Below are 14,486 nucleotides of genomic sequence, written 5' to 3' on the forward strand. Positions count from 1 at the left end.
CAAATCCTAACTATCCAGCAGCGAGATACCAAAGTCGCGTTTTACCGCCTGCACATCGCTTGCCAGATCACGACGCACGATCTCCATATCAGCGGCAGTCATTTTCACTGTGGGCTTCCCGATTCCCAAGCTTTTGATCTTGAAAAGAGCTTTGAAATCACGCACGGTGTTTCGAACAAATTTCGTTTGTAACAAGTCAACAAGAAAACTGTCACGCATATAAAGATTTGAATTAATTTTCTGCGGCGATGGGAAGTCGAATTTCTCTCCACCTATGAATTCATTCACCATTTTAAGTGTGGCCGGTCCGTCCTGCAAAAGGTCTTTATGGCGCAAGACAAGAATCTGGTCTGCAGGGAACGTCTCATAGAGCCTGGTTAGTTGCGGATGAAGTGTATAGGCGTGACGATATGCCATAAGCCTAGGATCAAGCCCCACCTGATCGGTAAAACCATCAAAACCTTCCCGGTCAAACCGTACTTGGGACATCTTCCACGCCTCGACAAAATTGCGCACAGGTTCATGTTGCTGCGCGCGGCGCATTTGGTGAAGTGAATAAGCGGCCTTCGCCGGATCCCGGAGGATTACGATAATCCTCGCATTAGGATTAAAGGCTCGCACCTTTGCGGCTGCCACCGTCGAGAAAAGGTGCCAAACTGAAGCATCCCCCCAGACATCCCCAAGCGCTTTTTCTTGCGGGAAATACGTAGACAGATAGTCTTCATTTGAAGGCAAGGAAGGACGAAGATAAAGAAAGTCCGTGGAAAAATGGTGCGGCTCTTTGCGGGACGACAGAACAACGGAGGGATTCAGACTGATAGTGGACGCGATCGCCGTGGTGCCGCACTTTGGAGCCCCAAAAATGAAATAATCAACAGTCTTCATAATTCAACACTCATTATTATAAGTTATATTTATTTGACCGATCATTTAAGTGAGCTTTATTCCGAAATCCGCTTCAACGGCAGCGATGTCGTCTGCTAGATCAGTGTAAACGAGCTTTATATCGTCTGCCGTAATGCGCGCAGCCGGCCTTCCCAGGCCCCAAGACTTTATCCCTAACACGCGCTTTGCACCTACGGCCACTTTGACCGTGACGGGATGACGGAGCAAGTCCATGACAAACTTATTATTCATATAGAAAGTTTCATTTGTTTTCGCGTTCATGGCATGCTTGAATATTCTAGCGCCTAAAAAAGCCTCAACACGATTTATATAAAGGACGCCATCCCGTATATAATCTTCTTGGGTTCCAATAAAAATTTGTTCACTTGGGAATATTTCATAAACCCTCTTCAGTTGACTTCGAAAACTAAAAGCGTGTTTATAAGAAATTAACTTCGAATCAATATTATTATTTGTATCAATATTTCTTTTAAACCTTTCATCACTCCTAAGCCAAGCATCTCTAAAGGATCTCACAGGTTCCTTTTTTTGAAAAATCATCTGCTGGTGGAGAGAGAAAGCAGCTTTTGCCGGATTTCGCAACATTATCACAATACGTGCGTCAGGGTTATATTTTTTTATATTATTAAGACCTTCTTCGGAATACATAGTCCAGATTGAAGCATCCCCCCAAATGACGTCCGAGTGTTTTTCCGCGGGAAAGCAGCTCGAGTGATATTCCTCCAGGTCTTTCGCCTTTTTGTAATCTATAAAATCAGTTGTAAAATAGTGTGGCTCTTTAGGGTTTGATATTACAATTGAGGGATTGTTATCGAGGTTTTTCGCCAGCGCAGTAGTTCCGCATTTTGGCGCCCCAATAATAAAAAAGTCTACCTTACTCATGAATAATCACACCAAAAAGTTTAAAGATTGCTGTTAATCAATTCTAAGATTTTATCCAAATGACCTTCTTGTAGTGGCGAATTACCAAACTGAGAACCTATCTCTTTCAAGGTTCTATCGTCTTGATCCCACCAACAAATAGAAGTCAGTTTTTCCACTGTCGACTCGTCAAATCGACGTTTTATCGGCTTGGCAGGTACGCCTCCCACAATCGCGTAAGGGGGTACGTCTCTCACTACGATTGCACCGGCAGCTAGAATAGCGCCATCATGGACCGTGACCCCATCAAGAACCACAACACGAGCTCCGACCCAAACGTCGTTGCCGATTGTCGTTCTAAGGCTTTCCTTGAAGGGCGAACTTTCTCCCAGATAGGTCAGACCGGTTTGACCCTTTGTTGAATAAAAGGAAGGACTAGTAGATAAGAAGTCGGTCGGATGCCGACCCATGCCGCCAATCAACACATCAGGGCCAATACTGCAGAACCTTCCAATATCTGTATTAACGATACGACTTCCTTCGCCAAGGTAAGAACCACGGCCAAACCGAGAATTTCTCACGAACGTTTTCTTCGTGAGTTTTACGTGGTCTTCAAATACCGTCTTGATATCGACATCCGACGACAGCGTTGCTCTGAAGCCCGGTACCCGCCACTCAGTCAAAATACGACGAGCAAGAAACCACCCCAACCGGCCGTCCCATTTCCGCCTTAGTGTAGCGAGCATATCCATCTGCCTATCATTATTATTCAACCGCTTCGTGCACGTTGATAAACAATCTCAAGCTGGTCGCCATAACGTCTCTGCGTGAAATGTTCTCTGATGAGAGTTGCATTTGCTTGGCCCAACTCGGCAAAACCACATGGATCGAGCAAGACGTTATCAATTGCCATGCTCAACGCCTCCACGTCGCTGACCGCTATGATACGTCCGCCCTCCTCATCCCGCAGGGCTGAACCGGCATTCTTAGTCGTTATCACGGCGCACCCCGCCGCCATCGCTTCGAAAACCACCCGGGCGGAGCCTTCTGCACGAGACGGAAATATGAAAACATCCGAGCAGGACATCAGCTTGGCGAGTTCGCCCTGCGGCAGTATCCCATGATAGATAACCCTTGGATCCGAAAGCAAGCCGGCATATTTCTGGCGTGCGCTTGCCGATAATGACCCTGCAACATGCAGTTCAATCTTTGCATCTGGTACGGCAGAAAGCACGGCTGCGATCTCGTCCACGCCTTTGCGGGACCCGATTCCACCTGCAAACAGAAACCGCACTGGTCGGGTGCTCGCTTGCGTATAATATTCCCGCTGTGCGGGCAGGCGCGTCAGAAACTTGTCTTCCACGCCCTGATAGATGACGGCAATCCGGGATTGGTCAAAGCCCATGAACGCAAACGTCTCGGCCACGAAATCAGAATTCACGAGCACAAGGTCAGCCCTCTCCAGATCGTCCTGGATAACGCCCCAAATACCGTCCGGGCGAGGCGGGCGGACTTCGGGAAAGCGTCCACCATTGGCCACCAGCACATCCAGCAGCGCCGGGTGCACAATCGAATGATCGCAGATCGTCATCATGCCGGCATCGGCAGCGACCTTCACCGATGATTGCCCGAAGCCGGCTCGATAATGGTAGATGCGCGCGCCGACTCTCTCTGCTTTAGGTAGATGCCGGGCCGCATGACGTCCATAGATCTCAAACGCCTTCTTCTGAAGAGCAATGTCGGCGAATTTGGCTCTCGGTACACCCCGAAGCGAAATGCCTGCTACGCTTATCGCTTCGCTGAGCCGATTCTGCTTTATCAGATCATCCGGAATTTCTTCTTTTCTTCCGAGCAGTCTCGAAAGCTTTGCCGCGCCGGGAATTTTGGGACTTTTCAGAAGCTTCTGTTCAAGCGGCGTCGGATATCCCCCACAGATCAGAAGTGCGAGCCGATTGCGCCGTGCCATTTCCGCCGCGGAAAACAGCAGATGGAAGTTCCTGTTTCCGGATGAGATAACCACATCCCGGACTACGCCACCGCCGCGATCGAGTTCTGATCTAGTATCCGTTGCCATGGCCGAACGCTCCACGAATTTAGGCCCTTTCCCTCAGAAAGAGATCGTAGGTTTGCCTGAGACCGTCTTTCAGTGAACGGACATTATTCCACCCCATGGCGTTTAGCCTTCCGCTGTCCATCAATTTACGCGGCGTGCCATCAGGCTTGGTGCTATCAAATGTCAGTGTCGCCTCATAGCCCACGACGTCTGCAATCGTCTCCGCCAGTTCCCGGATCGTCACCTCAACGCCGGAACCGACGTTGATGTGTTCGTAGCCGGAATATTCCTTCAGCAAAAATACGAGCGCGTCTGCCAGATCGTCACAATGAAGAAACTCACGCAGGGGTGTTCCAGACCCCCATACAACCACTTCCTTTTGGCCAGAAACTTTCGCTTCGTGGAATTTGCGCAGTAGCGCCGGAAGTACATGGGAGGACTGCAGGTCGTAATTGTCACCAGGGCCATAGAGATTTGTCGGCATAGCCGAGATCCAATCACGATCATATTGCTTTCGATAAGCCTGACATAGCTTAATACCTGCGATCTTGGCGATGGCATACCACTCATTGGTGGGTTCAAGCGGACCGGTCAGCAACGAATCTTCGTTCATAGGCTGCGGAGCCATCTTCGGATAGATACACGACGAACCTAGGAAGAGAATCCTCTCTACATCGGCTTCATGGGCGGCATGAATAAGGTTCGCCTCGATCATCAGGTTGTCGTACAGGAAATCTACCGGACGTGTATCATTGGCGAGAATGCCGCCAACCTTGGCCGCGGCTACGATCAGGGCATCGGGTCTGGTCTCCAGCATGAATGCACGGACAGCCTTCTGGTCGACAAGATCGACAACATCACGTCTTGCTGTAATAATTTCACAGTCCTCGCTCTGCAGGCGTCGAACCAAGGCGCCGCCCACCATCCCGCGATGACCGGCTACCCAAATACGTTTTTTTTCCAGATTGTAGGCCATTTTGAACTCACTCAAGAATTAATTTACGCTGTTTCGGAAAAGCATAGACAAAAACTAAAAATAAAAAAATGCATAATACATATGTGGAAATTATGGTAAAAATCAAATTATACCAATTATTTATTCCAAAATACATAAGAAGAAAAGATACAGAAAAATTTAAAAATGGCGTGTGCAAAATATATACGGCACCACTCCCTGGTATTCTTAGTTTTAGGAATTTGAATGCATTCAAAAATACAGCAAACAAAAAAACCATTAGAGCAGCATCGAGAAACCTAGGATCGTATAAAAACCCGACAACTAGAAATAGAATAAAGAAAATTAAACCTGCAGCCTTCGGGTATCTGGCTATCGCCATACCCAAAAGGTACGCAACCCCATAATAAGGAAACAGCTTAGGATTAGCACCTGTCGAAGAAGCGGTCGGCAGAAGAAGAGTAATTGTAATGCAGCACGCTAAGGCAAGCAACAGGATAGCGAAAGGACGAGAAGATCGTAAGGAAAACAACATCCCAACTGTAATATCCACAACAAATAGATAGGGAAGAAAATATAGTTGCATCGAATTCCCCTGTAAAGTAATTGTAGAAAATATTAACTTTTCAGGCGATACTCCGAATGCAACAATAAAAATTATGCCATACAGAATGGAAAATAGGAAAAATGGAATAAGAAGGCGTTGCGCCTTCCGTTGGATGAAAGTTAAATTCTTTTTGGGTGCCTTGAAAAAAAAACCAGATATGAGAAAGAATCCAAATACAGCACCGTTAATTATATCAGTGAGGTGCTCATACCCCAGTTTCATCTCTGAAGGATAACGGGTCGCTGACCACGTATGCTGAATAACAACGAAAATAGCCAAAAGATGCTTTAAGACATCTAGCCCTCCCAACTGCTGTATGCCGTCCTTGGGTTTCCGCAATGGGCGAAACTCTGCGATATCAAAAGTCGATATTGCTGTTGAGCCGGACATCTATTGCTATCCCTCGACACTCACTGGAAGCTCAAGCCCGTGCTCCTTCAGCAGAGCATGACGGCGGGCGGCCTTGTGGTCGGCTGCTACCATTTCGCGGCACATTTCCCGAGCCGTAATCTCCGGCACCCATCCGAGCTTTTCCTTTGCTTTCGAGGGATCCCCCAGAAGCGTGTCCACTTCGGCGGGACGGAAATAACGCGGGTCGATCCTGACGATGACCTGCCCGGGTTCGACGGCAGGGGCGAGATCACCTTCGACCCTGGTCACCGTACCGGTTTCCTCGACACCGTCGCCGGAAAATTCAACGGTAATGCCGAGGTCTGACGCTGCCCAGGTGATGAACTCACGGACCGAATATTGAACCCCGGTCGCGATGACGAAATCCTCAGGTGCATCCTGCTGCAGCATCATCCACTGCATACGGACATAATCCTTGGCGTGCCCCCAGTCACGAAGACTGTCGATATTGCCCATGTAAAGGCAGGGCTCCAGGCCCATAGCGATATTCGAAAGACCGCGTGTGATCTTGCGCGTCACGAAGGTCTCACCGCGACGCGGGCTTTCATGATTGAACAGAATCCCGTTACAGGCAAACATATCGTAGGATTCGCGATAGTTCACCGCGATCCAATAAGCGTACATTTTGGCGACGGCATAGGGCGAACGCGGATAAAACGGTGTCGTCTCGCGCTGCGGAATTTCCTGTACGAGCCCGAACAATTCCGATGTGGAGGCCTGATAGAACCGGGTCTTCTTTTCAAGCCCGAGAAAACGGATGGCTTCGAGAATGCGCAGCGTTCCTACCGCGTCGACGTCGGCCGTATATTCAGGGGCTTCAAACGAGACCGCCACATGCGACTGGGCGCCGAGATTGTAGACTTCATCCGGCTCGATGTCGCGGATGATCCGGGTCAGGTTCGAAGTATCGGAGAGGTCGCCGTAATGCAGTTTCAGCCGCGTATCATTCATATGCGGGTCTTGATATAGATGATCGACGCGCTGGGTATTGAAAAGCGACGCACGGCGCTTGATACCGTGCACCTCATAGCCCTTTTCCAGAAGAAGCTCGGTAAGGTAGGAACCGTCCTGTCCAGTAATCCCGGTAATCAACGCTTTTTTCATTGAAATTTCCTCACGTTTTCAGGTCCTGTACCTGCTCTTCTTGGCGTTCCGATTAGCATTTCAAATTGGCTTTTCAGGCGATCCAGGATCGCTGTCATGTCCCACCGCGCCAGCGCTCGCTCACGAGCCATCTGGCCAAGTGCCGCTCTCCTGTCCGGTTGCTCCAGCAGTTCCTCAAGCGCAGCTGACATGGCCTCACTGTCACCGGGCGAAACAACAATTCCGGCACCTTCAACCTCATGGGCAAGAGCGGTATCGGGCATAGCGGTCGCAATCACGGGACGCCCTGACGCCAGCATATTCGTCAGTTTCGACGGCAGCACCAGATCAGCGGCACCGGCGATCTGCGGCAGCAAGTGTACATCGGCCATACCCAGAAGGTCACTCAGCTTTTCAACCGGCTGAAGAGGGAAAAAGCGTATCATCGGAAGATCTTCGCTTGCACGAACCAGTTCGGACCGCATGGGACCGTCTCCGCACACAACGATGGTCAGATCGCTGCGGTGCTGGAGCCGCCGGGCAACCTCGACCAGAATTTCCAATCCCTGCTTATTTGCAAGATTTCCCGAATAAAGCGCCACATAGGGTGTCGTGACACCCAGTTCCGCCTTGAGCGGCGAGATGCCATCAACGGGACGAATTTCTTCAAGGTTCGCCCAGTTTCGTAACTCGTAAATCCGTTCTTCGGACACATTCTTCTTTCGAAGCTTGTCGACCATCGGCTTAGAGATGGAACTGATACGATCAAAACGCGTCAGGACAAAACGTTCGAAAGCTCTCGCCACGCGCCCGATACGGCTGTCTTCCTTGATCAGCCCGGTCGCAAATGCCGCTTCGACTTCATAATCCTGGATGTGAAGCCAGGCCTTCGCACCGCACAGCCGGGCGCCGAGCCAACCGACAGGCGCAGACACCATCGAAGGCGCGACAACGAACACAACATCAGGCCGACCGGTCAGAGCCTTCCAGAAAACAACGGGCAGCGCCGTCACCGCGAAGCTGGCATGATGCAGAATACGTCTTATGCCTGTGGGATTCTTCGGGACATAAAGCGGACAATGGACGGCGCGGACACCACTTTCGCTCTGCTCATGACGCCACCGTATACCCCTCCATCCCTCAAAGACCTTCCAGCAAGGATAGTAGGGCAATGCGGTGACAACATCCGTCCTGATGCCTTCGCTCGCGAAATGCTCGGCCAAACCGGATGTGTAAACTGCGGTCGAAATAATTTCCGGAGAATAATTAATGCCTACAATAAGAAGACGCATATGAGCATCGTTATCCGTTGTGGTTCTCGTGAATATTAAAAATAAAAATCAATTATAACACAATCAGGTGGAAATCATGATGATTTCATTCCGCGATATTCAGTTCAAATCGGTCTTCGAACCCCATCCGACAAAAAAGGGGTTGGCGAAATCGCTGTCGCTATCCTGGTTGATCTTGCCATAAACAAATATTGCGTTGTCCGTGCGGTAGGTCATGCCACCGGCGGCGCGCAAAACCGCATCGCCTGCAGCCGTGTCCCATTCCATGGTCCGGCCGAAGCGCGGATAGACATCGGCAAGCCCCTCGGCAACAATGCAGAACTTCAGGGAGGAACCGACCGAGGTGAAGTCGGTCACACCAATTTTCTGCATGAATGCTTCGGTTTCAGGACTGTTATGCGAACGGCTGGCCACCGCCACCAGTTCCTTGCCTTTTGTCCTGCAGGCGATCGGAACCGACCCGGCAACCTTGCCATCGCTGACATCCAGCTTTTCCGCACCACCCTGCGTAGTTCGATAAGCGACCCCTTTGGCAGGTGCGTAAACGATACCGGCAACCGGAGCGCCATCTTCGATCAGCGCGATATTGACAGTAAAGTCCTCGCGCTTGTTGATGAACTCCTTGGTGCCATCGAGAGGGTCAACCAGAAAGAAGGATGTGCCGGAGATATCCGGTACGCGTCCGGCGGCGACAGATTCTTCCGCAACCACCGGAATATCGGGAAATGCCTTGTTGAGGTGGCCGAGGATAATCTCCTCGGCCTTTTCATCGGCGACCGTAACGGGGGACGCATCATCCTTGTAGGATACCTCGATGCCGTTCTCATAGATGGTCATAATTGCATCGCCGGCCTCAAGCGCGGCATCCAGAAAGACCTGGTTCATATCTGCCATCACTCTCAGTCCTTCTGCTCAAGCTTCGACAGGTATTCCTCGATCCGTCCGGCCAGTTCGAAGGGATCATGACCGACAGTGTGGAGATGAACCTCCGGATTTTCCGGTGTTTCATAGGGAGAGGAAATGCCCGTGAAGTTGTCGATCTCACCCGCCTGCGCCTTCTTGTAGAGGCCCTTGGGGTCTCGTTCGGCGCAGACTTCCAAAGGCGTATCGACGAAGATTTCGACAAATTCACCATCATCCATCATTTCGCGCGCAAGCCGGCGCTCGGATCGGAATGGCGAGATGAACGAGACCAGCACGATCAGGCCGGCATCGGCCATCAGGCGCGCGACTTCCGCGACGCGACGGATATTTTCAACACGGTCTTCAGCGGTAAAGCCGAGGTCCCGGTTGAGGCCGTGGCGGATGTTGTCGCCGTCGAGCATATAGGTGTGCTTGCCCTTGGCATGGAGGATTTTTTCAAGCGCATTGGCAACCGTCGACTTGCCGGAACCGGACAGCCCCGTGAACCAGAGCACGGCCGGTTTCTGTGCCTTCAGGTCTGAATGCGCCTGCTTGTTGACCTCGACGGCCTGCCAGTGAACGTTCTGCGAGCGCCTCAGCGGGAAATCGATCATGCCCGCGCCAACGGTCTTGTTGGAAAGGCGGTCGATGATGACGAAATTGCCCGTCGTGCGATTGTCCTTATAGGCGTCGAAGACGATCGGCGCCTGGGTCGATATATTGCAGACACCGACCTCGTTCATGTTCAGCGCCTTGGCCGCTTCATGAGCAAAGGTGTTGACGTTGACATGGTATTTCAGCGCCGTGACGGTCGCAGGCGTGGAGTCGGCTTCCGTGCGCAGGATGTAGGAGCGTCCAGGGATCATCGCGTCAGCGTCGAACCAGATGATCTTTGCCTGGAACTGGTCGGCCACGTTCGGGCGCGCTTCCGGCGCAACAAGGATATTGCCGCGGGAGACTTCAATCTCGTCTTCGAGCGCCAGGGTTACGGCCTGGCCGGCCTCTGCGCTCTCAAGATCGCCATCCATGGTGGAGATCTGTTTGATCTTGGAGGACTGCCCTGACTTGGCAACCGTCACCGTATCACCGACAGCAACCTTGCCCGAGGCAAGTTCACCGGAAAAGCCACGGAAATTGAGGTTCGGCCGGGTGACAAGTTGTACCGGCATCCGGAACGGCTTTTCGATGAGATCGGATTCGACCGGAACCGTTTCAAGGTGATCAAGCAGGACCGGGCCCGTATACCACGGCATGTTTTCAGACGGCATCGTGACATTGTCGCCATAACGCGCCGACATCGGGATCGGCACGATCGTTTCAAAGCCGAGATCCTTGGCGAAATCCAGATAGTCGGCGACGATCTTGTCGTAGACCTCCTGCGAGTAGTCCATCAGGTCGATCTTGTTGATCGCAACCACAATGTGGCGGATGCCGAGCAGCGAGGCGATATAGGAATGGCGGCGTGTCTGGCGCAAAATGCCCTGACGGCTGTCGACCAGCACAACGGCGAGATCGGCCGTGGAGGCACCGGTCGCCATATTGCGCGTATATTCCTCGTGGCCGGGCGTATCGGCAACAATGAACTTGCGTTTCGCGGTGGCGAAGAAGCGGTAGGCAACATCAATCGTGATGCCTTGTTCGCGCTCGGATTCAAGCCCGTCGACCAGCAGAGCAAAGTCGATATCCGTCCCCGTCGTGCCATGCTTGGCGCTGTCGCTCTCGAGCGAGGCAAGCTGGTCTTCGAAAATCAGCTTGGTATCATAAAGAAGCCGTCCGATGAGCGTCGATTTACCGTCATCAACGGAGCCGCAGGTCAGAAAACGCAACAGCGACTTCTTTTCCTGCTCGGCGAGATATTCGATCATGTCACCGGAAAAATCGGTCAACTCGTTCATCAGAAATACCCCTCCCGCTTCTTCTTCTCCATCGACCCGGCTTCATCCTTGTCGATCATCCGGCCCTGACGCTCGGAGGTGCGCGCCGTCAGCATTTCGCGAACGATGCCCTGCAGATCATCGGCTTCGGATTCGACCGCGCCTGTCAGCGGGTAGCAACCAAGTGTACGGAAGCGCACCATTTTCTCCTCGACCTTTTCGTCGGGTCCGATGGGCATGCGATCGTCATCCACCATGATCAGCGCGCCATCCCTTTCAACGACGGGACGCTTGGCCGCATAATAAAGCGGCACGATCGGGATATTCTCCTTCATGATGTACTGCCAGATGTCGAGCTCTGTCCAGTTCGACAGCGGAAAGACGCGGATCGATTCCCCCTTGCCCACACGGGTATTGTAGGTCTTCCACATTTCCGGGCGCTGGCTTTTTGGATCCCAGGCATGCTGGGCATTACGGAAGGAAAAGATACGCTCCTTGGCGCGGGATTTCTCCTCATCGCGCCGCGCACCACCAAAAGCCGCATCGAAACCATATTTATCGAGCGCCTGCCTGAGACCGACGGTCTTCCAGATATGCGTATGGGTGTTCGAGCCGTGATCGAACGGGTTAACATTCCCTTCGACGCCTTCCGGATTGATATGAACCAGAAGATCAATGCCGAGATCCTTCGCCATCTTGGCGCGGAAATCGTACATCGCCTTGAACTTCCAGGTGGTATCGACATGAAGGAAAGGAAAAGGCGGCTTGGCCGGATAAAAGGCCTTCATCGCCAGATGCATCATCACCGATGAATCCTTACCGATCGAATACAACATAACCGGCCGTGAGAACGTCGCGGCGACCTCACGAAAAATATGGATGGATTCTGCTTCCAACCGTTGCAGGTGCGTAAGGGACATTACTATTCCTGAAATTGAATTTCAAAAGCGATTTAAGGATAGACCTTTAGAATTATGCGTTTTCTGCGAAAACTCTCAAATCAACTATACTGTCTGCAGTTTATAAAAAAAAATTCTATGGCAAAAAAATATTCAGATCGAAATTCGCCTTTCAAAACAGATCGGCACCACGCAGACACCAACACTCATTCTGCTTCGGGCCACTTACAGATTTCAATATGGCTTTAAAAAGAATTTGCGCTTCTATAAGGATATTTTCATATAAGTTGGCTGAACGCAAGCGGGCACGTAGGGGCGAATTAGCCGTGCGAGGCAGATATCTCTGATATGTTTCAAAAAGACTGTTTGCTGAAACCACGCCGATCAGCGGCCATGGCGCTCGGATAAAGATTTTGATAATCCTGTATGAAATTATAAGAAATACATTTTTTAGTTTAAAATTTCGGGTTACCACACCGTGGATCAATTCTATCTGATTTCGACATTCCTGGTCGTGTTCGGGGCGATCATTATGTTCGCGCTCGACAGGTTTTCGATTGAATCTATCTCGTTGGGCGTGCTCGCGGCTCTGTTTCTGATCTACGGCATCGTTCCTTACGAGGGGCCTGCCGGCCAAACGCTGAGCCTGACGGAACTGCTATCCGGCTTTTCCTCGCCCGCACTTGTCACGGTTCTGGCACTTCTGATTGTCGGGAAAGGTCTTTTTGCCACCGATGCGATGGAGGGCATCACCCGCCATGTCGGCAGGCTGTGCGGCAGTCGTCCGCGTATGGGGGTGGCAATCATCCTTGTGGTGGCGGGATCAATTTCCGCGTTCCTGAACAATACGCCTGTGGTCGTCATCTTCATTCCGGTACTCACGTCGCTTGCCGCGACCTTTCGGTTGCCGGCCTACCAGATATTCATGCCGCTCTCGTTCATCACCATCCTCGGCGGCATGACAACCGTTATCGGTTCGTCGACGAATATGATCGCCGTCGGCATGGCGGCCGACAGCGGCCTTGAAATCGGATTTTTCGATATCACCGGCATGGGCATCATCCTGGCGCTGATCGGATATGCTTATGTGCTTTTGTTCCTGCCGCGGCTTCTCGGCGCGCGACAGACCGAACTGCGCACAAACATGGACGGTGACGGCGGTCAGTTCATCGGAGAAATCGCCATCGCCGCAGAAAGCCGCTTTGCCGGGTTGCTGCCGATAACAGGTTTCTTTCCTCAACTGAGACCCTTCTCCCTGCACTCGATCGTTCGCAGTGCGGGTGGCGAAAACAAGGTGCTTTTCCCGCCTTTCAGCGAAGATCTGAAGCTTCAACCCGGTGACCTTCTGCAGATTTCGGGGAGCCGCAAGGCCTTTATGGATCTCATTGCCAGTGGAGAAGCCGTCACCTTTGGCGAACCGGAAGAAGAGACGCATATCAATGCCGGTCGCAGGCAAGGTCCGCATTACCACCTCGCCGAAGCCGTCATCGCACCGGGATCACGGTTCGAGGGCCGAACGGTTCGCTTCTGTGGCATTCAGCCCCGTTTTCATGTCACGATCGTCGGCATCCGCCGCAAGAACAGGATGGGGCGCGGCGCTTTCGGGTTCCTGCGGCTTGAGGCCGGCGACACACTTCTTCTTGGCGGCACCGAAGAAGACATCATGTCGATGCGCGGCAATCACGATATTCTGCTGCTTGAGCATTCGGCTCAATCCGTTCCGCCCCGCAGCCGCGCGCTTGTTTCCTTCATCATCTTTGCTGCGGTCATCGGGCTCTCGGCCCTTGGAATTTCGCCGATTGCCGTCAACGCCGTGCTTGGCGCACTGGCGATGATTGCGACTGGATGCCTGACTTTGCAGCAGGCAGCACGCGCCTTCGACCGTCAGATATTTCTCCTGATTGGCGCCTCGATCGCGCTGGCGACGGCTCTGGAGGTTTCCGGTGGCGCATCACTGATTGCACAGGGGGCCATTGCCCTCGCCGGAGGCTCGTCCGCGGTCATGGCGATAACGATACTATTCGTTGCCGTCGCGATCATGACCAATATTCTTTCCAACAACGCGGCGGCAGCGCTTTTCATGCCGATCGCCCTCAACATGGCCCATCAGATCAACGCACCGCCGCTCGCCTTCGCAGCAGCCGTGATCTACGCCGCCAATTGCTCGTTCGCAACGCCGATCAGCTATCAGACCAACCTGATGGTCATGGGGCCCGGGCACTACAGCTTCGCAGATTTCCTGAGAGGCGGCCTTCCGCTCGTGGTCATCATTGCAACCGCTTTCGCGATTCTGGCGCCGGTCTATTACAATCTCTGACCGGACGCGGACAAAAACGCCGACTGCCCCAAAACGCCTCAGACCAAGCAGGCCGCCGGGTGCCAAACATCCGCAGGATAAAGAGCTTCCAGCACCGACGCACAATCGGCGACCACAAAGTGGCTGAGTAAAAAGCAGTATAGCGGGTAAAACTGAGTGCGTTGAAATCACTGGAGCGGGTAACGGGAATCGAACCCATGCGTTCAGTTCGGGAAGCTATCGAATATACGCGTAAAAACAACGCTTCGTTTCAAGACCAACCTCGCCCGCTCCGATCCGTTTTTCTCGTATTCACAATATCTGTACGGCAAAAATCGCGGCACCG

General features: G+C 52.2%; 12 protein-coding genes. 1 reads left to right on the forward strand and 11 read right to left on the reverse strand.

Features of this window, described 5'->3' with window-relative positions; translation table 11 throughout:
* Positions 1-6: 6 nt before the first annotated feature.
* The 11 genes from ACHZCU_RS06290 to cysD form a co-directional block, all read right to left on the reverse strand.
* The gene (locus ACHZCU_RS06290) at positions 7-885 is read right to left on the reverse strand and encodes a sulfotransferase (RefSeq protein WP_319518090.1); all 879 of its coding nucleotides are present in this window, start codon (positions 883-885) and stop codon (positions 7-9) included.
* A gap of 45 nt (positions 886-930) precedes the next feature.
* Entirely contained in the window at positions 931-1,788 is an 858-nt protein-coding gene (locus tag ACHZCU_RS06295) for a sulfotransferase domain-containing protein (RefSeq protein WP_319518091.1), read from the reverse strand.
* Between the two features lie 20 nt (positions 1,789-1,808).
* Entirely contained in the window at positions 1,809-2,519 is a 711-nt protein-coding gene (locus ACHZCU_RS06300; protein WP_319518092.1) for a CatB-related O-acetyltransferase, read from the reverse strand.
* 17 nt (positions 2,520-2,536) lie between these two features.
* Complete coding sequence (locus tag ACHZCU_RS06305; RefSeq protein ID WP_319518093.1) at positions 2,537-3,841, reverse strand: glycosyltransferase family 4 protein; 1,305 nt, start codon at positions 3,839-3,841, stop codon at positions 2,537-2,539.
* Positions 3,842-3,860: 19 nt separating this feature from the next.
* Positions 3,861-4,796 carry a GDP-L-fucose synthase gene (locus ACHZCU_RS06310; protein WP_319518094.1) on the reverse strand — a complete coding sequence of 312 codons (936 nt, stop codon included), beginning with the start codon at positions 4,794-4,796 and terminating at the stop codon, positions 3,861-3,863.
* Between the two features lie 7 nt (positions 4,797-4,803).
* Positions 4,804-5,772, reverse strand: a complete 969-nt coding sequence (locus ACHZCU_RS06315) for an acyltransferase family protein (protein WP_319518095.1) — start codon at positions 5,770-5,772, stop codon at positions 4,804-4,806.
* A gap of 6 nt (positions 5,773-5,778) precedes the next feature.
* Complete coding sequence (gene gmd / locus ACHZCU_RS06320) at positions 5,779-6,897, reverse strand: GDP-mannose 4,6-dehydratase (RefSeq protein ID WP_106307750.1); 1,119 nt, start codon at positions 6,895-6,897, stop codon at positions 5,779-5,781.
* Positions 6,894-8,168: a WcaI family glycosyltransferase gene (locus tag ACHZCU_RS06325; protein WP_319518096.1), complete on the reverse strand. Its 1,275-nt coding sequence runs from the start codon at positions 8,166-8,168 to the stop codon at positions 6,894-6,896. Before ACHZCU_RS06325 ends, gmd begins: the two co-directional genes overlap by 4 nt.
* 99 nt (positions 8,169-8,267) lie before the next feature.
* Positions 8,268-9,062 carry a 3'(2'),5'-bisphosphate nucleotidase CysQ gene (gene cysQ, locus ACHZCU_RS06330; protein ID WP_319518097.1) on the reverse strand — a complete coding sequence of 265 codons (795 nt, stop codon included), beginning with the start codon at positions 9,060-9,062 and terminating at the stop codon, positions 8,268-8,270.
* Between the two features lie 5 nt (positions 9,063-9,067).
* Positions 9,068-10,966: a sulfate adenylyltransferase subunit CysN gene (gene cysN, locus ACHZCU_RS06335; RefSeq protein ID WP_319518098.1), complete on the reverse strand. Its 1,899-nt coding sequence runs from the start codon at positions 10,964-10,966 to the stop codon at positions 9,068-9,070.
* Positions 10,966-11,871, reverse strand: coding sequence for a sulfate adenylyltransferase subunit CysD (cysD, locus tag ACHZCU_RS06340; protein ID WP_106307762.1), 906 nt, complete (start codon positions 11,869-11,871; stop codon positions 10,966-10,968). The genes cysN and cysD overlap by 1 nt, the downstream gene beginning before the upstream one ends.
* A 451-nt stretch (positions 11,872-12,322) precedes the next feature.
* On the opposite strand from cysD, the gene ACHZCU_RS06345 reads away from it, so the two are divergent.
* Positions 12,323-14,161, forward strand: coding sequence for an SLC13 family permease (locus tag ACHZCU_RS06345; protein ID WP_319518099.1), 1,839 nt, complete (start codon positions 12,323-12,325; stop codon positions 14,159-14,161).
* Positions 14,162-14,486 lie beyond the last annotated feature (325 nt).

This window comes from uncultured Martelella sp. (assembly GCF_963677965.2).
Classification (GTDB): Bacteria; Pseudomonadota; Alphaproteobacteria; order Rhizobiales; family Rhizobiaceae; genus Martelella; species Martelella mangrovi.